The organism is Pedobacter humicola (assembly GCF_056490705.1).
Window position 1 is genome coordinate 202166 of the sequence record NZ_JBWJIG010000002.1, and the last position, 18677, is coordinate 220842.

The window sequence follows — 18677 nt, forward strand, 5'->3', positions numbered from 1 at the left end:
AAGTTGAGCTTCACCATAACCGGGAAAAGACCGGAATGGCGGGTGAGGCAATCCAGGTAATATATTAGCAAAGCATAACCATATACAGATGAAAATATTCGACTTATTCAAAAGCGGAAGTGGGGAACATCCTGATGATGTGAAGGGGATCAGGCACGCATTACTGCAATTTATCAAACAGGAGTTACAAAAAGCAGAGGGCGGTGAAGGAGCAAATATCAAAGGTTTGGACATTTATATCAACTGCACCTCTGCAGAGCGCCATGTGTATGAGGCTGCCGTATTCACCGAGGATGCCGATCAGCTAAAAAATGAGATCCAGCGCATCAGCGATGACTATGCCCTTGATCTGCCCTTTAACTGGGTACTCACACTTTCTTTCGATGACGCTTTTCCACAGGAGGCTGTAAAAATGCAGCACCTGCCCGTTGCACTTTTTGTCAAAACCAGAACCCATTTCGTAAAGCAGCAGGCTAAAGCTTATCTGAAACCGCTAAGCGGCAAAACGCTGAAACCTGACTACGAAATAAGTTCCGAGGGTGGTAAATACAATATCGGCAGAGACGAAAAGGCGCAGTCTGATGAAGGTTATTTCCGCACCAACCATATCGCTTTTCCCTCAGAAAGTGAGGATGAGCGCAACAGGTACATCAGCAGGCAGCACGCCCATATCGAATGGGACAAAAACCTGGCTAAATTCGTAATCTTCGCGGATGAAGGCGGCATCCCCCCCCGCAACAAGGTCAAGCTCAAAAGCGCGGCAACCGAGAAGATAATAAAGCTCCATACAACCCAGATCGGCCAGGAACTTGAAGAAGGCGATCAGATAATCCTGGGGGAATCGGTTGTACTGGAATTTAGTTTTAACCCGCAGGTCCATGAGTAAGATTTTTACCATAACCGAAGGGCTCCAAAATCTTGGCGCTTTAAAAACCGGCGGACAGGGATCTGTTTACAAGGGGATGCGCATGGGCCCGGTTTATTCTGCCATCAAGCTTATTCCCACGCCCATTTACCTGGAAGATGAGAGCGATAAAAACTACAAGAACTTTCTGAATGAAGTCAATAAACTGCAGCAGGTAAATATCCATCCAAGTCCGAATGTGGTCAAGATCTTGAGCTCGGGCATTACCGACAGCGGATCGTTTCCGTATATTGAAATGGAGTATATTGAAGGCCCCGAACTTGGCGAACTGCTTCTGCCACCCCATCAAAAAGTTTTCACTGTTAAGGAGCTATTGAAAGTTGCGGAACAGCTGGCCGCAGCGCTTGCCCACTGCCACCGGGTTGAGGTCAAGCACGGCGATATTAAAAGCAATAACGTGAAGTACAACGAACAGACGGGAAACTATGTGCTACTGGATTTCGGTCTCGCCATTATGAGCGAAGAGCAGCGCAGAACAAGTATCCGCCATGCCGGTGCGATCGAATTTATGGCGCCCGAACAGCATGAGGGAAAAATGCTCTTACAGACAGACATCTACAGTTATGGTATCATCCTTTATGAACTGCTGGCCGGACAGGTCCCTTTTCCACTAGATGGACGTGGGGATACCGCACGCAATATTGTAATGGCCGCGCACCTTGAACAGGATATTCCGGATGCCATGATGCTCCGTAAAAGCAATCTGGCGAACGCAGTCCAGAATGATGTTCTGGAGAAGGAAATGAATGTACCGGGTTGGTTGTTAAATATAATAGCACGCTGTCTGAAAAAAAATCCGGCTGACCGGTTCGCCTGCGGGATGGAGCTGTATAACAGCGTTACGGCCGGAATGGTATCTAATACACCACAAGAGTTAAGGAATGTGGAAAATACCCTGCCCAACGGAACCCTACACCATGCCGCCCTTTACAAAGAGACAAAAGAAGAGAACCAAAGGCTTGAAAAAGAACTGGCGAGCTTGAAACCACTTGCCTTAAAGGCCGGAATAAAATACAATACAGCGACCCGTAGGTATTACCAGGAGAATTACCTGCATGTATCAAAAAAAGTCATTTCGGGCTTGGCCGCCGCATGCATACTGCTTTTCTCTATTTTAGCCTATACGCTGGCAACGACCGGCGCGAACGTTACGGCGATACCATCACCGGCTTATAAATCCCCGTTTGAAATCGCCAATGCACAATATCGCCAAAGGCTACAGGCAGCCAGGGAAGATAGTATCCGGACAGCAAAAACGAAATCGGCAGAACAGGCAAAAGCTGCCCAAAAAGCAAATAAACGCAGCGGTAAGAAAAAGAAGAGATTCCTGGGGATATTTTAAGATCAAGGCATCATCACCCGGGTAGAAACCTCATACCTTGTTAGCACTGTTTAAGAATACTTACAACTTATATGTGTTCATCCGATTAACAAACAACCGGTAGTAACAGGTTAATAAAGCGCTATTTACCGCTCAAGATCCTTTCAGACAAGCACATTTGTCCGGATTGCAGACAGCAAATATGCCGTTCGCACAAATTTTCAGAAGAGTACACTCCGTACTTTTTATCCCAATTTATATATCTTTGGGTTATCGATGAATTCCGAAGAAACACCGAACGACAATAGTTTCAGCGAGAAACTGATCTTCCAGGCGCTCCAATCCTCCCCAGAGCCTACCGCCATTTATAGCGGGGAAGATATGGTCATCCGTTTTGCGAACGACGGAATGCTGTCCGTGTGGGGGAAGGATAATTCAGTGATCGGAAAGCCGTTGATAGAGGCGATACCCGAACTTGAGGGCCAGCCCTTCATTCCCATCCTTCAACAGGTCTGGCGCACAGGTATCAGCTACTCGGTGAGCGATGCCCCGGCCCGGCTGAATAAGAACGGTACATTGACCACAGATTACTTTGATTACGAATATAAAGCATTAATGGACGCTACGGGGAAAGCGTGGTGCATCTTAAATACCGCCAAGGAAGTTACTGCTAGAAGAGCATACCTGGAGCGGATACAGCAAAAAGAAGAAAAAGAACAGGCGCTTGTAGAAGAAATGGCTACAACAATGGAAGAGCTTACCTCTACCAATGAAGAACTTCAAAATTCCCTGAAACTACTGGAAGAAAGCCGGGAACATGTCAAAACTATTATCGAACAGGCACCCGTTGGTATTGCTGTGCTTCAGGGGCCTGCACATATCATTGAAACTGCCAATCCGGCTATCCTTAAAATCTGGGGACGGGAGGGAATCGAAGTAATAGGCCAGCCACATGAGACCGCCAGACCGGAACTCAAGGGCCAACCGGTCAACAGGTGGCTGGAGAATGTGTATTCAACCGGGCAGCCCAAGATCAATAAAGAGTTTCTGGTAAAGCTCCGTCACCAGGATGGCCTGAGGGAGGCCATCGTAAACTCCATCTATCAGCCCATAATTTCCATGGGAGAAATAACCGGTGTCCTGGTCATCCTCGAAGAGATTACCCAACAGGTGCTGGACCGCCGCAGAAATGAAAAAGATCAGCTGATGCTCGCCATGGCCACCGATGCGGGAGATCTGGCAACATTTTATTATGAGCCGGCAACCAACCTCTTTTCAGGGAACACATTACTCAAATCATGGTTCGGCCTTAAGGCAGATGAACACATGGATCTTTCATTGGCTCTCGCCTCCATCGATGATGAAGACAGGGAGCGTGTTGTAGCCGCCATCAGCGGCTCACTCCGGGAAGGGTCAGACGGCCAGTATTTTACCGAATACCGCATAAAAAAACCCGGGGAGCAAACAGTGAGATTGGTGCAGGCGAGGGGCCGGGTATTCTTTGATGCAGACGGCAGGGCGGCCAGCCTGAACGGCACCTTAAGGGACATCACCGAGCAGAAAAAGGACGAACAGCGCAAAGATGATTTCATGGGCATGGTAAGCCATGAACTTAAAACGCCCCTGACTTCCTTACATGCCTATCTACAGGTGCTCCAGCGCCAGGCATCTCTTGCGGAAAATACCGCCCAGCAGAGCATTCTTGCCAAGTCGGTCAAACAGGTACGCAACATGAATTCCATGATCAACAGTTTTCTGAATATTTCGCGGCTGGACTCCGGAAGAATGCTGATCGAAAAATCAGAATTCGACCTCAGGAAACTCTTCAATGAGCTGGAGGAAGAAATGCTTTCCACAATCCATACGCATATCATATTGTTTGAACCTACTGAGCAGCTAACGCTGTTTGCGGACCGTGAAAAAATTGCTCAGGTCATCCAGAACCTGGTGGGAAACGCCGTTAAATACTCAGCGATGGGAACCAGGATCACTGTAGCTTATCAGCAGATGGAAGATAACAAAGTACAGGTTCTGGTCAGCGATGAAGGCATCGAGATCTCAAGCGAAGATCAGGAGAAGATTTTTGAACGCTATCACAGGGTCCAAAACCCTAAGATCGGATCAATTGCAGGCTTTGGGATCGGTCTTTACCTCTGCCGCGAGATCATCGAACTGCACCAGGGACTGATCAGCGTACAGAGCGGAAAAGGCAAGGGAACAACCTTCATAGTTGAACTGCCACTGGGAAGTTAGAGAGAAGAGTTGCTTACCGGAGTTAAATTTCCCATTAAAAAATAAGCCTTTGTCCAACCCCGTATGCAGTTTATTGACCATGCACCATTTATAACCGTGGTAGAAAAGTTTTGCACGCCGGGAGAAAGACAGGATGAATTGTAAATTTGATCATCGGTGTCCAGAGGATTACCGTTCAACATAAAACCGAAAACAATGAGGATATTGCCAAAAACACGGCTCTGAACCTGCCAGATGAGACCTTTTCGCCCGAGCGCTTGGAAACCGCAAAAGAAGTTATGCTGGACGAATCAACAGCTCTAAAGGCCGATGGGCCGTCAGAAAGTATGCCTGTAGATGATACCAACGGCAGTGGCCGTAAGGGTGGCTGATCTTGATATCGTGAAACCCTACGCTTCTGCTGAGAATATAAAATTCTTTAGCGACAATTTTTTCTTCGATAACTATCCTACCTCCCTTTTTCTGGCCTGAAGGAATCCGACTCATCTACTTTTTTAAGTATGCCATCACGCATCTCATCCAGAAACCTGGTCTTGCTCATCCCTTTGCGCTGTTTGATCTCGACAAAGCGTCTGTGATACCTATTTAAATTGACCTGAAAAACATGCTGGAAAGCCTCCGCAATTTCTAAGAGTCCGGTTTTCCCGTTATTGATCTGCCCCGTGCTATAAAGGCCGTAAAGGACTTCAATCAGATTGAGACTATCTCCCGTCCATCTCAGCCTGCTATTATCCATATTTCGGTGTTTGTCTGCAGTACCGGTGTATTGCTCCTTGACAATGAGTTCAGTCAAATGTTTCTGAAGCATTTCGCAAGCTTTGAACCTGGAAAAAAGATATTCATGCCCTGTCCCGAACGAGGGATCTACCTTGGGTATTGAGCTAAGGCGGATATCCTTGGAGCAGCCTCCACGAAGGAAAAACAAATGGTCGAGTTCATCAGTACCTAATTTGTAATACTGGTACTGAAATTCATGGGATCTGAAAAAACGGTTGATGTAGCGTATCTGTTCACGGTAATGATCCTTTATTTTTCTTTCCCTTGCTATGGGTTTTGTGCTTTCGATGTTGAGCAGTTCGGAATAAAAGATGAGCCAGCGGCAGAACCTGGGTTTTTCAGACTTGAAGAACCATATCTCTTCATCTTCATTGGCGAAGGAATAACGGTCAACCAGTACCTTTAATTCATCAAGAAAATGTTGAACAGTTAATATCGACCTTTTTAATCTCTCTGCTTTTGTTTGCTCTTCATCATCAAGCTTTGTCAGGGCAACCTTCATTTTCTGATAAATATTTTCACTTTGTTTCTTCAGCATATTAAAATAGGTTAAAATGATCCTACTGGACAATAGACCAAGCAGGGTAAAAGAAAATCCTTAAGCAAAAGACCCTTTTCAATGGATGGCACTGGACAGCGCGGAGTTTCAACTGCATCATAAACAGACACCTTGATCTTTGCTTTACAATTTTAGTATTTATCCCATCAGATTGTTTTGATCTGGGACACAAAATGTCGTTTAAAAATTAAATTCTTATTCATTCCGATCAATGAGTTCAAAAACGGCATCAAACATTAATTTTAACGACAAAGTTTCCTCCAGACTGAAGGAATATCCGATTAGCCATTTACATGTGGAGATGTAAAGTCCAGCCCTCATGTGATTTCAGTCACAATCTGAGCGCAAGAAAGTAAACAAAATTCCTGTAAAAATTTCATGTTTTGTTTTCTTTTTTAAAAATTTTAAGCCCCTTTTTATCCGTCTCAATACATTACAATCACGGTCGTAGCGTGCTAATAATTTGATTTTTAGTTGCACTAGCGAGCGTGATAGAAGAAAGCAATTTGTAACCTGCAACAAAGTGAAAAAAGACCCGCTATAATTGGAGTAACCTTCCGACGGTACAAAATCATTTAAGAGTAAAGCGTCGATTTGTGACACAATCAATCCACCCACGAAAAACCTCTGCATTCAAGAAGCCGATCTGCTGTAAACGCGGGGCTTAATTGTAACCCTTTCCGACGATCCTTAATGTCGCCAGTGCTTTCTGAACAAGGGATAAGCCACTCTTTAATTGCTCCCGGCAATTCATAGCAAAGCCTCCTCTATCTGGAGTGAAACTGGTGCATACAGTTTTTGTAATAGTTTCTCCAGGTTCATACGTTTTAGGGTAACGATATGAGGAGCAGCCAGGAGACACCGGAAAGGAAAAATCAAAAAAGCCCCGTATAACAAAAGCGGGAAATTTCCGTTTAAAGAATATATCCTTCCGACAGGACAATATTAGCCAGGTAAATGCACTGAAACGTTGATTTGTGACACAATCGACAGCGCATGCAAAAAAATGCTATTAAGGAAGCCGATCTATTAGAGACTTTGAGCTTCATTTTACCGCTGCCCGCCCCATTTCAAGTCAGGGTAAATGAGGAGGTCATCACCGAGAACTTTAGCCGTAAGCATCTTTTGCTCCGGCCAGGCGAAATCTCCAGAAAACTGTACTTTATCCGCAGTGGATTCCTGCGTGCTTTTTTCCTTGACGAAAATGGTAAAGAGTGTACCACCTGGTTTATGGGAAAAGGGGACCTGATGATCTCCGTTTACAGCTTCTTCACCCAAAAACCCGCATACGAATATATTGAGGTACTTCAGGACTGCAAACTTCAGTCTATCAGCTGGCAACAGTTAAACGCATATTATGCGGATTTTCCAGTAGGTAATTTATTGGGCAGGATTGTGATACAGAAGTACTATATGATGAGCGAAGAAAGGGCCATCTTCCTTCGTACACAAACCCCGAACCTTAGGTATGAAAAACTGCTGGAGCTTCACCCGGATATCGAGCAACAGACCAGCCAGAACAACATTGCCTCATACCTTGGAATAAGCAGGGAAACTTTGAGCAGGATCAGGAGAAAAAAACGCGAAATGTGCCACCAGACACAAACCGGCCGAAATCCAGCATCTGTTTTTCACTAAAAAATCAATGTTATGAACACAAAGCTTAAAATCATCACGCTTTTTATACTCCTGATATCCGCCTGCCAGAAAGACCAACTAGAACCTGGCAATCAACAGGCAGAGGAACCGCAGACTTTAGTTCTGACAAAAAAGGAGGCGATGAATTTTGTAGCCAACTTAGGTCTGGACAGCAATAAAATATTATCAAAGATTAAGGTAAACTGGGACCTCGCAAAAAGCGAAGCGACAAAAGAGGGAAATAAATGGACGGTGACTTTAGATGGTCAGCCCACCTATCAAAATTACAAACAGGGTTACCGGCAACTCGTCGTCTTAAAAGATAAAAAAAGCCACAAAATCGGCGCAAAAATCCTGGAGATTATTCCCGATGCGGTCTATCTGCAAAAAAATAGGATCTCCAAAGCCTCAGATTTCACAGGAAGGGTATTTGAATATGATCTCAACTACCAATTAAGGGGAGGCCGGCTCTATCGCGACGGCAAACCCATTGGAAGAATCAGGCAATCTACAAAAGAAGAACAGATTGTTCATGCGAACAAAATGCTGAAAGAAGTCAATCCATTTTATGGCGCTCAAGGAAAGCTCATGAAGATGATGGCCATCGAAACCTGCATTTGGGTGCAGGACAGTTATGTCGATGCATGGGGAGACCTTACTATCCATTCCACAGAAATATGCTCAACAACTTATGTAGATGACGGAGGAGGTGGTGGATATTATGAAGGCGTCGGTGGCGGTGATTCATCTGGATCAACATCAGGCGGTGGAGGTGGTGGAAGCACCGGACCGCCCCCTCCTCCTGCCCCATCCAATCTACCCGGAGAAAGTAACAATGTGGTCAACCCAAAAGAAATGATGGAATGTTTTTCCAAAATCACCAGTGCCAATGCAGCGTTTATCGTCAGGGTTTATGTAGTCGAACCACAGCCCGGAACCGCATTCAATGTTGGTGCAAACAGTTTTGGCCATGTAGCCATATCCTTAAGCAAAACCAGCGGAAGCACAACCATCACACAAACAGTAGGCTTTTATCCTACAGGCACAGGACTGGATAAATTATCCTCAAAATCGCAGATACTGGATAATGGATTTGTTCCTTACAATATATCCTCAACCTATTATGTATCGGGAGAAAGTTTCCAAAAAATAATAGACTATGTAGCCAACCCGCCAGCAAATTATCATTTTACCGACTTCAACTGTTCAGCCTTTGTATATGGAGCTGGGCAGGCAGGCGGTATTCCCATCCCAGACCCAACGGCGGTGATCGGGTTGGGCTTCGGCAAAACGCCTGCCGGAATGGCAAGCGCTTTGCGGGAACAAAAAGCGAAAAACCCTAACTTAGACATCAATGAAGCTGGGGGCACAATGCCTGCCAGTAAAGGACCGTGTAAATAATTAAGCTATGAAAAAAAGAACTAAAATAATTGTTGCATCAATCCTGGGAATATTGATTATAAGCAATCTCCCTCCTGTTCAATACTTTATTCAAGAAAACTATCATTACACCAATAAGGATGGAAGCTTTGAGTTTACAGAGCTAGACGGTAACAGAAACTTTGATGTCGCAAAAAAACAGTTCGATAATTTCAAGAAACAACATCCAGAAAATCCAAACAGAACCTTATATCGAACATTTACTCTAAAACCGTGGAAATTTTGGGAATGGTGGCAAATGATTGCTCATTCCGAAAGATTTAGATTACCATTTCTTCCACGACGATAAATTGGGAAAAAAATTAAAATAAAAGTTCTCGATAAAACGACAAGTAAATTCACGACGGTACAATTCTTAGAAATCGAACAGAAATTTACTTCTTTTAACAAAGACAAACTCTCTGGTATCAAACTTTGATATTTGATCACCAGCTAACTTATCGGTAAAATCAGTTAAGTTGGGGGAAGTGGCTAAGCATTATTGAGCAATTCGGATGACTGCGTTACAGAATGGATAATAGGAATCTAAACGAATAGGATCAGCAAGGTAAATGCCTTTTTTATTGCTGTTGCACATTTCAACTATGTATTATTATTTTGCGGATTGATCAAATCCGTCGCTAAAGAACTCAGCAAGGGTGATGTCCAATGCTGAAAGCACTTTGATCAAAGATGAGAAATACAAATCCTCACCATTTTCATAGCGCCAGAGCTGCGTACGATTAAGGTCATGTTTAAAAGCAAATTTTTCATAGTTCCGCTCCCCTTTAGCTTCCCTGAGGAAACGAATCCGTTCTCCAACCAATTTCAAAACTTGCTTTGCTTTTTCGCTATCCTCATCGTTTTTGGCTCTACTCATAACGTAAAGTAAACCAAAATGATGCGCCAAAGGTACTTCTAATGAGAAACATCATAAAAGATACATCTAAAAAGAAACATTTTTTATATCTTTATTTTATTTCAGATATAATCAAAAAATGAAAACGGAGGACATACTTCAAACCCCTTTCGAAAAACTTGGATTTAGTGCCAATTTTTGCAAACATTGCGAAATAATGCATTTTAGCACACTGAATGATGTCACAACCATTCAGCCTGAACAATTGATAAACAAGAAAGGATTTAGCTATAGCTGGCTGGGGGAACTCAGCGCATACTTAGACAAGATAGGGCTATTGCATTTATTGCAACGACCATAGGAAAAAAATTACGGTTGATCCGCTGTACCATACGCTGTAGCAGATCCCGCACACGGGCGGCAGTATGCTGGTCAATACTGTAAAATTCTTTACTTAGGCTTCCTGGCGAAATCACAGCCTGTCTTTTGCTTTGAAAATAGCCCGCGAAACCTTTAAAAATGAACTGCAGGTTCTGCGTGGCGAAAACACTTTCTTCATAAAGTAGCCGAATCAGGCAAGAAAGGTGAGCTACGGACATTTCGAGTGGTATTTTTGGGACAACGACTTCCCCTGTTTGGCACAAAAACTTTTCTGTCAATGAAATTTCTTCCGCTAACCAATCTCCAATCATTGTTTTTATCGAAGGCCAAGAGGCGTTGTAAGCTATGTCTTTCACTTCAGGAATAGCTAATAAATCTGCCTTCTGTCTATAGAGAAAATCGAACCTCTCTTCTTGAGTGTGAATTTTTTTTAATGCATGGCGGATGGTATCCTGTCGAACCACAAAAAAAGAAAGAGAATTGTAATTCAATCGTGTGAGAAGGGAAACAAGTAAATTTTCAGGGTCGTCGAAACGATAATCAAGCAAACATATATGGTTAATGATATTTTCGAAATAAGAAAGTGATCGAAAGGTATATTTTATTTGCCCAGGACATCCGGCAACATCAGTAAACCATTTTTGCAAACAATCCTTCAAGGCGGGATTTAGGCTAAGATCGTTCACATGATCAATCACCATGCGGATAGTTCCTGAATGGCGACTTATCCATCGCTGGTGATAAGACACTGGCGCAGCGGCATTCTCATTGAAATATGCTAAATAATATTTTTGTAGATGGTCAATGAGCGCCAAAAGATCAATCTGTTTGTCAATAAATTGTTGAGAATTTGGCAACGCATCTAAGGTATTAGATGCATTTATGATCTGCTCAAGGTGATAATGAAAATAACGCACCAAGCTATTTTCGCTCGAATTGGAAAATATTGCCCCCTCCCAAGCTTTATGAACTCGGTCCTTATAATGATCGAATTTGATTGAATTGTATATATTGCTGTCGGAAAGACTTCGGTCAATTAATAGTTCTTCAATATCTTTCAATTCGTTTCTAAGCATACCTAGTATGTTCTCCTGGTGCGTTCTTCAGCAGCCTCTATTTTTTAAAGATATGTGTGCTGGTTATTGTACTAGTTACTGAGGTGGTATCCGTTTCTGAATTGTTGCTATTAGGTTGGAACCTGTCGTAGCGATTGTAAACTTGTGTTTTTTGTTGCGGAAGTTTTCTTGATTTTGTCATGATTTTTATTTTTTTATGTTAAATTAATACGAATTTGGTATGAAAACATCTTTATTACAGATTTGCAGTGTCTTAGGGTAAAAACAACTGATATGGCTATTAATTCATTTAAGTTTCCGTTTCAGCGTTTCTCCTACAACATATTGATAAGTCATCTGATTTGCTGGTCAGCATTTATAACCTACGAGCTTTTGATGGTTTATTTCGCTTTGGGAGAAATTGAACGACCGTATGTTTATCTCATCTACTATCCGATCAATATCGGTTTTTTTTACCTATATGTGAGTTTGTTGAATCATACAATCATTGGTTGGAAGGTTAATTTTTTCGCCTTGATAATCGGCTATTTTACATTGTGCATCCTTTATCTTCTTCTTAAATATGCAGCAGATTATTTATTAGCAGACCAGCCAAAATATGATGGAAAATCTTTTTTACACATCGAAACATTCTCTACCCGAAATATAGCCCGGTGCCTGAATTTTACCATAATCGCAACTTTTTATTGGTCAGCAAGCCACATTTCTTATTTCCGAAAAAAATTCCAACAAGCAGAAAATCAAAAATTAGCAATAGAAAAATCAAATGCTGAATTGGAGACGCAGTTAACAAAATCACATAATGCATATTTGCAACAGCAGATTAACCCCCACATGCTCTTTAACGCGCTTAACTTCGTCTATAACAGCGCACAAAAATATTCGGACGATGCCGCCCAATGTATCTGGCTACTGTCCGAAATCATGCGTTTTAGCCTCGAGGAAGCCGATTCAGATGGAAAGATTAGACTGGATAGAGAAGTCGAGCAAATTGAAAATCTCATCGCAATTAACCGCTACCGGTTTGCAGCACCTTTACAGCTGAAGACATATCTGCAGGGTGATTTCAATAGATATAAAATAATACCTCTTATCCTGCTTACCCTAACTGAAAATATATTTAAACATGGGAACCTGGCCGAAGTTGATTCTCCGGCCATATTGAAACTGACCACCGATGAGAACGGACACCTAGCTTTCTATAGTCGTAATTTAAAGAAATCAAAGAACGGACATGTCCGTCAAAGAAAAGCAGTGGGTCTTGAGAACATCCGTCTGCGCATGGATTCATTTTACAAAGACAACTACAAGCTGGAAGTCAATGAGCTCGGAGACTTTTACGAACTCACTTTAACCCTTAAATTATGAACTTAACATGTTATATCATAGATGATGAATACCACTCGGTTGAAGTCCTCGAAAAGTACGTCAATCAGACACCAGGTCTCGAACTTATTGGCAGCTCGACCAATCCGCTTATCGCGCTTGAAGAACTTTGCAAAATAAGCACACCGGATATTGTCCTTTTGGATGTTGATATGCCACAGCTTAATGGCCTTGATGTAGCCGATCTTATCGGTTCTGCATGCAACATTATTTTCACCACCTCTTACCGCGAATACGCGCCCGAAGCGTTTGAAAAAGATGCGGTAGATTACCTTCTAAAACCCATCAATTACACCAGATTTTTAAAAGCAGTGACCAAAGTGCGCTCAAATGTCACTCATCAGACACCTCCACCAACTACTAACCCTTTCTTTTTTGTCAAAAGCAATATCAAAGGAAAATTTAACCGGATCACTATCTCAGAGATCCTTTATATTGAAAACATCGGCAACTATATCATTATCCATATGAATGATGAAAAAGTTACCACTTATCTCACCTTACTGGAAGTACTTTCCAAGCTGCCTGCTGAGGGTTTTTCAAGGATCCATCAGTCTTATGTTATTAACCATGCAGTTATTCAATCACTGGAATATGCACAGGTCAGACTAACTGGCGAGGTAAGTATCCCGATCGGTGGCACTTACCGTACCGCTTTCCGGGAAAAAATTCAACCCGCTCTGCTCATCAGTAAACGGGATAAAAATGATCACTAGCCTAAAGATTTTTCGCGGGCTAAAAGTGAAGTGTGATACTTCCCGAGGCAATAGTAAACCATCAGTTCCTGCTGCCTTTGGTTGACTGAAAAAGTCCGGTTGAGTTGCATATGAACCAGGTCAGCCAAAAGCTCCATTTTTTTATCCTTTGAATAGCTTCCTGTAAGCCCATTTAAAACTGACATCTGCTTTAATATCGGCAAAGTGTGCTTTGATAAAGTGCTACTTTCAACCAATTCCGCAATAAGGAATTTCTTCTCCCGAAACTTATCATCCAATGCAAGCCTTAAAGGTTTATCGGCGCGGAACTCAGTCATAAACCGGTCCGTTACTTTTGAAACATATTCCTTCGCGATTGCTGGGGTGGAAAAAAAAAAGCTGATCATTCGATAAGCCGTGAGAATGGCCAGATCAAATTCACTTAGTCCAATAGAACTTTTCCCTTTTAAACTCAGCGCAAGCGCTACAAGGTTACTACCTGCGCAAAAAAGTTCCTCAACCTCCGCTATCAGGCTGGCGCCGTATCTTTCAATTTCCCTGCGGTAGGTATCTCCCTGGAAATCCCGGATAAGTTTGTTAAGTCCCGAGGATTCAATTTTTTTACGCAAGGCCACCAGTATTGCTCCCAGATCGCTTTCTTCAGCCTCTATGCGCAGGCGAAGGTGATATCCATTTTCATGATAACGGATGAAAAACCACTTTCTGATCCGCTTTTTCTGAGCTTTGATGAAAGGAAAAATCACCTTGGCAAGAATTTCATCCGAGGCCCGGGGAATGCAGAAAAGTTTAAGGTAAAGCCAGTTACTGCCCATTAAAAAGTCCCGCTGCTTTTGAACGCCAGCATTGATGTGGTCATTTTTTGAAGCCTTATAAATATTACGGCTGTGGGCCAAAAAAATAATCATCTGTCCTGCAAGCGGTTTTTTACCAGACAGGATCGAACGGTCAGGCAATAAATATTCCTGAACAGAAATACGTTTTAAACCATGGGTGCACTGCAGGAAAAACCTTGCCTGGGCAGGATCGGCCAGGTCAAAAACCAGCTGCTGGTCTGTTGCCCCTAAGGTGATATGCCGGGTAAGGTGGTGCTTTTTACGAAAGCCGTCCAGTGCTTTAACGGGATCAGCATGATTCCCGTCAGATAAAGCTACAAAATCCGCTTCCCTAAAATTCCATTTCGCAAGGCTAAGCACTACCTTTCCATAACTCACCCGCGGATAAAAAGGAAGATCCGGAAAAAAGTTTTCAAGGTTGAATGAAAGCCCCGCCTGTATCCCCTGAAACTGCAGATCACACAACAGGCGGAAAACCGGAGAATGATTATTGCGAAAGTTATAAGCAGTTGCCAGACGGGGAATGATTCTTTTGTTCAATTTGGAAGACTCCAATATCAGCTCATCACCATTAAGGGAAAGCATAAGTTCGCCTGGTAGTATCAGGTTTTCATCCGGCTGAGATGGATATACGTTTAGCGGTATTTCGCGGGAATAAATGGGTCTGCGCCGATTGATATTATCCACATGGGTATCAGACTGCTGAGCAATATCGGCAAAAATAACTTCCGGATTAGCCTCCTGTTCCACTTCCGCAAGCCCGCGGCAAAGCCCGTAAACCTCGTCACTAAAGCTGGAGAACCTCCCGATCAGCGAAGCGCCGGTCACCCCGCCGGAACTTTCAAGTACCAGGTACTCCCCCGCCGGGCGGTACATAAGCGCCTGCGTCTGTGGCAAAGGCACCTCTGGCCTTTTCTGGTTTTGTAAATTTAGCAGATCTTCCTCGCTGATCTCCAGGGGTGCCCAGGGATCTCGAAGGATATCCCCTACCCATAGTTTAAAAATAAACTGCTGGGCGGCATGCCAGCCAAATGTCCTTTTTTCATCCTTGGTTTGAGGGAAAGGGATGTTTTCCAGCATATCCTGATCAGGCATAGCAGGTTCCAGCTCACCATAATGTAGCCCAGCGTCGGGATCCAGTGCCAGCAGTAAGGGAACCTTTTCCTGATCAAAACGGGAACGGAAATCACGGATAAAACGCGATAAGTCTGCAGGCTGTTCGGCAGCTGATAATAACTGGATCAAATGAACCGCTTTAGAAAGTTCATCCTGTCCAGCACCATCCGGTCCCCCACCTACATGCTGCCTTTCCAGGGCCGCATAAAAGGGCTGTACACCAGGCGCTTTTTCATCTGCAACTTTCTCGATTTCGATGGCCAAATCAGCCAAAGCTATTTCACCAGATAGCGCCATGCGATTACAATTCTGCCAGAAGCTGTCCCAGCCGGGAAAATTCGGCAAACATTCAATAAGCTCATTACTGATCACCGTTCCCTGGGAAGCATCGAAAACTGCACCGGCATCAACAAGAAAGCTGATATAGTCTTCAGCTTCTGCCATTGTAGAATCACTGTGCTTTATAATCCAGTCCAAAGCCTTAATTCTTGAAACCTTTTTTGAAGATAAAAATGAAAACAGCTGCAGGTTAAATTTTTCTGCTGCTATCCCCTGCAAGGAAAAACTAAAGCGCCCCTTATTATCCAGCCAAGATTTGGTATAACGCAAAACCTCATTAAACCGGTAAAGCGTTGGGTTGGCCATTAATTCTTCCGGCAAATAAGCCCCCACCCCATTTTTCACTTTCCTTAAAAACTCATGGTCCGGCAAAAGGTGAAGGAGAGCGCCATCACTTCCGGCAAGCCTAACCTGATCACCCGTTCCCCAGCGCAGTAAAGTAAAGGATGAAAAGCTCCCAAAAGGCGTAGGCCTGAAGCACATCCGGTTATAATATTTATAAAGGGTATGCTTTTGCTTATCAGTTAACCTATCGAAATCAAATTCTTTTTTTTCAAGTAAGGCGTAAAACCCCGGACTCGCCAAAAAAACCGCATTGCGAAAAGCCTGCTCCTGTAACACTTCCGGCAACCGCGAGAGATCATAACCGGCAAAGCTATAATAAGGTGCCCGCAGGAACAACTTTGGTAAAAACCGGTAGATTATTGCATTGCTTTCTTTCATTTCTTTTTCGCTTAAAAGGGTATTATACCCATCTCATACTGTTTCGGCTTTCCTGCTTGCCGTTAATTTGTTCTATAAATCTTTTACCATGAAGGCAATTTTCAAATCAATCGTCCCACCATTGCTTGTACTGCTATTTACTTATGCTGCATTCAGTAAACTCTTTACTTTTCCAGCTTTTGACCAGCAGCTCCACAACCAGTCTTTTCCCGGCTGGCTGGCAGACTTCCTCTTGTATTTTTTAATCCCAGCGGAAATTATTACTGCACTGCTGCTGTGTTTTAAAAAGACCCTGACAGTTGGCTTGCTGTTTTCAACTGTACTCATGCTCGTCTTCACCGGCTACATCTCCTTGGTTTTGGCAGATTATTTCAGCAAGGCACCTTGTAGCTGCGGTGGGGTATTAAAATCGCTCGGATGGAAATCGCACTTCATTTTTAACCTCGTATTCACCACACTTGCGATAACTAGCTTAACTATTCACCTAAAGCGGGAGGTCCGTGACAACGATTAAGCAGCACAAACGGATACCGGTCCTATCCAATACGTAAAAATCAACCGATCGAAAGACCACCGAACCAGATCGACTTCATTATCCTTCCGCAAGGAAGATCATTTAAAACTAAATACCATGTTAAAAAAATTAAATCTTGGCCTTGTAGCCCTCGTATTGGGGTTCGGCCTTACCATCACTACAAGTGCATTTAAATCAGCCAAAGCAGATATCCAATGGAATTTTGTCGGCGATCAGCTTTCTGATGCGACAAACGGCCACGAATATTCTACAACCATGAGCCCGCCTACCAGCTGTAACTCTGGCACCGCGGCACCCTGTTTCCTGATCACACCAGAAACAGTTGATACGCAGGACAAATTGACTGAATACATCCTGGATACTTACGGCAGCAACGCTGCCGATGTTAGGGATGCGGCTCCAGCCCAACGCGCATTGTAAGTGGACAAGGGCCTGGTTAAATTAACCGGGCCTTTTGTTTTACCGCTCATTCTGGGGCATACCCGTCAGGTTTATAATATCTTCAGGAATCGGTAGCGCATAGCGTTTATCATTTGGCATTAAGCTATAATCAGTTCCGCCTGTTAGGCGCCTGGGTACAATTTCCCCACCCTCCGCATTCAATCGTTTGATATCCATCCACCTCATCCCCCTCATGACCAGCTCTTTTCTTCTTTCGATAAGCACCGTGTTCAGCGCGGTCATTTTATCAACTACTACCAATGGTACAAATGTTCCGGTCTTAAACCTGGCCACTAAAAGCTTGTTCAGCGTCTGTAAGCCAAGGTCTGTTTTTCCGTTTCTTATCTGGCACTCGGCAAGGGTAAGGTACATCTCATCGGTAGCCAGGCCGAAAAAGAGTGCAGGCTGGAAATACGTGCCTTTGAAATAATAAGCGCCGCCGCTCTGCAGATAAAATACCTGCTTCCTTAAATCATCTGCCTGGTAGCTTTGCAAAAGCTCAGGAACAATCTTCGCCCTGGTATTGGTTACAATTGTTGACGGCGGAGAAAATGTGTTAAATACCACTTCTGGATTAAAAAGCGCTATAGGATAAGAGGCCGCAGCATTGAGTTTATTATAATCCAAAAGCGCAGCATTGATCTGCAGGCAGGAATCCGCATAACTTTCAGCTGCCTGGTAATCGCCCATGTACAAATAAGCACGCGCCAAAAGTCCATAAGCACCCGCTTTTGATGGCCTGGTTGCACTCAATGCCTTTTCCGGCAAGAGCGGTACCGCTGCTTTAAGATCGGTAAGTACCTTTTGGTATCCTTCATGTACGGTAGCCCGGGTAGAAGGAGTATTAAAATCAGCATTGGGGCGCAGCGGAATACCAAGATCTGCTGCTGACGATACCCGGTAAGCCTTTGCCCAAAGTCCCAGCCCCTGCAAAAAGCATTTGGCGCGGTATACCAGTGCCTGTCCTTTCACATTGTTAAAGGCGGCGTCTCTGGCGATGGCAGATGCTTCCATCCCCTCCAAAACCGCATTACAGGAATAAACCGCTTTGTACAGATATGCCCAGTCATTGCTTCCGGGTTCAAAAAGATTATCTTTCTGCCAGCTGTACATCCGGCGCTCATATTCACTGGGCAAGGCCGCAAGGTCGGCATCGGTAAGGTAATAATCATCAGCCGAGATTTCGGCCGAAATCAGGTCTTTAGCAGTCAGCACCCCGTAATTATCCATCAGCGCCTGGAAATCACCCAGCGTGGAAGGGATCACCAGCCGCTGATCGGGTTTTTCATCCAAAAGCCGTTCGCAACCGGAAATTACAATAGATAAAACAGCCAGCACCAGCCAACATGCAAAATAGTTTCTCTTTTTCATCATCATCAA

16 protein-coding genes are annotated in these 18677 nt (G+C 43.7%); 11 read left to right on the forward strand and 5 right to left on the reverse strand.

Annotated elements, in window-relative coordinates; translation table 11 throughout:
• Positions 1–88: 88 nt before the first annotated feature.
• From AC04Q1_RS04460 to AC04Q1_RS04475, 4 genes are all read left to right on the forward strand, one after another.
• The gene (locus AC04Q1_RS04460; protein WP_478362207.1) at positions 89–886 is read left to right on the forward strand and encodes an FHA domain-containing protein; all 798 of its coding nucleotides are present in this window, start codon (positions 89–91) and stop codon (positions 884–886) included.
• The gene (locus tag AC04Q1_RS04465; RefSeq protein WP_478362209.1) at positions 879–2267 is read left to right on the forward strand and encodes a serine/threonine protein kinase; all 1389 of its coding nucleotides are present in this window, start codon (positions 879–881) and stop codon (positions 2265–2267) included. Before AC04Q1_RS04460 ends, AC04Q1_RS04465 begins: the two co-directional genes overlap by 8 nt.
• A gap of 255 nt (positions 2268–2522) precedes the next feature.
• Complete coding sequence (locus AC04Q1_RS04470) at positions 2523–4499, forward strand: PAS domain-containing sensor histidine kinase (RefSeq protein ID WP_478362210.1); 1977 nt, start codon at positions 2523–2525, stop codon at positions 4497–4499.
• A gap of 146 nt (positions 4500–4645) precedes the next feature.
• Positions 4646–4870, forward strand: coding sequence for a hypothetical protein (locus tag AC04Q1_RS04475; protein ID WP_478362212.1), 225 nt, complete (start codon positions 4646–4648; stop codon positions 4868–4870).
• A 77-nt stretch (positions 4871–4947) separates the two neighbouring features.
• Here AC04Q1_RS04475 and AC04Q1_RS04480 read toward each other — a convergent pair whose 3' ends face one another.
• Complete coding sequence (locus AC04Q1_RS04480; RefSeq protein ID WP_478362214.1) at positions 4948–5814, reverse strand: RteC domain-containing protein; 867 nt, start codon at positions 5812–5814, stop codon at positions 4948–4950.
• Positions 5815–6831: 1017 nt separating this feature from the next.
• Between AC04Q1_RS04480 and AC04Q1_RS04485 the strand changes: the two genes are divergently transcribed.
• From AC04Q1_RS04485 to AC04Q1_RS04495, 3 genes are read left to right on the forward strand one after another with little or no spacing between them, the layout of a single operon-like run.
• Positions 6832–7473 carry a Crp/Fnr family transcriptional regulator gene (locus AC04Q1_RS04485; protein WP_478362215.1) on the forward strand — a complete coding sequence of 214 codons (642 nt, stop codon included), beginning with the start codon at positions 6832–6834 and terminating at the stop codon, positions 7471–7473.
• 12 nt (positions 7474–7485) lie between these two features.
• The gene (locus AC04Q1_RS04490) at positions 7486–8874 is read left to right on the forward strand and encodes a hypothetical protein (protein ID WP_478362217.1); all 1389 of its coding nucleotides are present in this window, start codon (positions 7486–7488) and stop codon (positions 8872–8874) included.
• A 7-nt stretch (positions 8875–8881) separates the two neighbouring features.
• Positions 8882–9202 (forward strand): hypothetical protein, encoded by a 321-nt coding sequence (locus tag AC04Q1_RS04495; protein WP_478362219.1) that lies wholly within the window; start codon positions 8882–8884, stop codon positions 9200–9202.
• 303 nt (positions 9203–9505) lie between these two features.
• Here the strand turns inward: AC04Q1_RS04495 and AC04Q1_RS04500 are convergent, their stop codons facing one another.
• Both AC04Q1_RS04500 and AC04Q1_RS04505 read right to left on the reverse strand, forming a co-directional pair.
• Complete coding sequence (locus AC04Q1_RS04500) at positions 9506–9772, reverse strand: helix-turn-helix domain-containing protein (RefSeq protein ID WP_478362221.1); 267 nt, start codon at positions 9770–9772, stop codon at positions 9506–9508.
• A 287-nt stretch (positions 9773–10059) separates the two neighbouring features.
• The gene (locus AC04Q1_RS04505) at positions 10060–11208 is read right to left on the reverse strand and encodes a hypothetical protein (RefSeq protein WP_478362223.1); all 1149 of its coding nucleotides are present in this window, start codon (positions 11206–11208) and stop codon (positions 10060–10062) included.
• Positions 11209–11481: 273 nt separating this feature from the next.
• On the opposite strand from AC04Q1_RS04505, the gene AC04Q1_RS04510 reads away from it, so the two are divergent.
• Positions 11482–12576: a sensor histidine kinase gene (locus AC04Q1_RS04510; RefSeq protein ID WP_478362224.1), complete on the forward strand. Its 1095-nt coding sequence runs from the start codon at positions 11482–11484 to the stop codon at positions 12574–12576.
• Positions 12573–13310 (forward strand): LytR/AlgR family response regulator transcription factor, encoded by a 738-nt coding sequence (locus AC04Q1_RS04515; RefSeq protein WP_478362226.1) that lies wholly within the window; start codon positions 12573–12575, stop codon positions 13308–13310. The genes AC04Q1_RS04510 and AC04Q1_RS04515 overlap by 4 nt, the downstream gene beginning before the upstream one ends.
• Here the strand turns inward: AC04Q1_RS04515 and AC04Q1_RS04520 are convergent.
• Positions 13307–16321 (reverse strand): lantibiotic dehydratase, encoded by a 3015-nt coding sequence (locus AC04Q1_RS04520; protein ID WP_478362228.1) that lies wholly within the window; start codon positions 16319–16321, stop codon positions 13307–13309. The two genes, AC04Q1_RS04515 and AC04Q1_RS04520, sit on opposite strands and share 4 nt — an antisense overlap.
• Positions 16322–16409: 88 nt before the next feature.
• Between AC04Q1_RS04520 and AC04Q1_RS04525 the strand changes: the two genes are divergently transcribed.
• Both AC04Q1_RS04525 and AC04Q1_RS04530 read left to right on the forward strand, forming a co-directional pair.
• A complete protein-coding gene (locus tag AC04Q1_RS04525; RefSeq protein ID WP_478362230.1) occupies positions 16410–16835 on the forward strand; it encodes a MauE/DoxX family redox-associated membrane protein in 426 nt (141 codons plus the stop codon).
• A gap of 117 nt (positions 16836–16952) precedes the next feature.
• Positions 16953–17276: a hypothetical protein gene (locus AC04Q1_RS04530; RefSeq protein WP_478362232.1), complete on the forward strand. Its 324-nt coding sequence runs from the start codon at positions 16953–16955 to the stop codon at positions 17274–17276.
• Positions 17277–17315: 39 nt separating this feature from the next.
• Here AC04Q1_RS04530 and AC04Q1_RS04535 read toward each other — a convergent pair whose 3' ends face one another.
• On the reverse strand, positions 17316–18668 hold the full coding sequence (locus tag AC04Q1_RS04535) for a RagB/SusD family nutrient uptake outer membrane protein (RefSeq protein ID WP_478362234.1): 1353 nt from the start codon (positions 18666–18668) through the stop codon (positions 17316–17318).
• Positions 18669–18677 lie beyond the last annotated feature (9 nt).

Bases quoted from the DNA above. Each gene is read 5' to 3' on its own strand.
- AC04Q1_RS04485 (WP_478362215.1), top strand. From the start codon at position 6,832: ATGCAAAAAAATGCTATTAAGGAAGCCGATCTATTAGAGACTTTGAGC.
- AC04Q1_RS04490 (WP_478362217.1), top strand. From the start codon at position 7,486: ATGAACACAAAGCTTAAAATCATCACGCTTTTTATACTCCTGATATCC.
- AC04Q1_RS04525 (WP_478362230.1), top strand. From the start codon at position 16,410: ATGAAGGCAATTTTCAAATCAATCGTCCCACCATTGCTTGTACTGCTA.
- AC04Q1_RS04495 (WP_478362219.1), top strand. From the start codon at position 8,882: ATGAAAAAAAGAACTAAAATAATTGTTGCATCAATCCTGGGAATATTG.
- AC04Q1_RS04460 (WP_478362207.1), top strand. From the start codon at position 89: ATGAAAATATTCGACTTATTCAAAAGCGGAAGTGGGGAACATCCTGAT.
- AC04Q1_RS04520 (WP_478362228.1), bottom strand. From the start codon at position 16,321: ATGAAAGAAAGCAATGCAATAATCTACCGGTTTTTACCAAAGTTGTTC.
- AC04Q1_RS04515 (WP_478362226.1), top strand. From the start codon at position 12,573: ATGAACTTAACATGTTATATCATAGATGATGAATACCACTCGGTTGAA.
- AC04Q1_RS04500 (WP_478362221.1), bottom strand. From the start codon at position 9,772: ATGAGTAGAGCCAAAAACGATGAGGATAGCGAAAAAGCAAAGCAAGTT.
- AC04Q1_RS04465 (WP_478362209.1), top strand. From the start codon at position 879: ATGAGTAAGATTTTTACCATAACCGAAGGGCTCCAAAATCTTGGCGCT.
- AC04Q1_RS04480 (WP_478362214.1), bottom strand. From the start codon at position 5,814: ATGCTGAAGAAACAAAGTGAAAATATTTATCAGAAAATGAAGGTTGCC.
- AC04Q1_RS04470 (WP_478362210.1), top strand. From the start codon at position 2,523: ATGAATTCCGAAGAAACACCGAACGACAATAGTTTCAGCGAGAAACTG.
- AC04Q1_RS04505 (WP_478362223.1), bottom strand. From the start codon at position 11,208: ATGCTTAGAAACGAATTGAAAGATATTGAAGAACTATTAATTGACCGA.
- AC04Q1_RS04510 (WP_478362224.1), top strand. From the start codon at position 11,482: ATGGCTATTAATTCATTTAAGTTTCCGTTTCAGCGTTTCTCCTACAAC.
- AC04Q1_RS04535 (WP_478362234.1), bottom strand. From the start codon at position 18,668: ATGAAAAAGAGAAACTATTTTGCATGTTGGCTGGTGCTGGCTGTTTTA.
- AC04Q1_RS04530 (WP_478362232.1), top strand. From the start codon at position 16,953: ATGTTAAAAAAATTAAATCTTGGCCTTGTAGCCCTCGTATTGGGGTTC.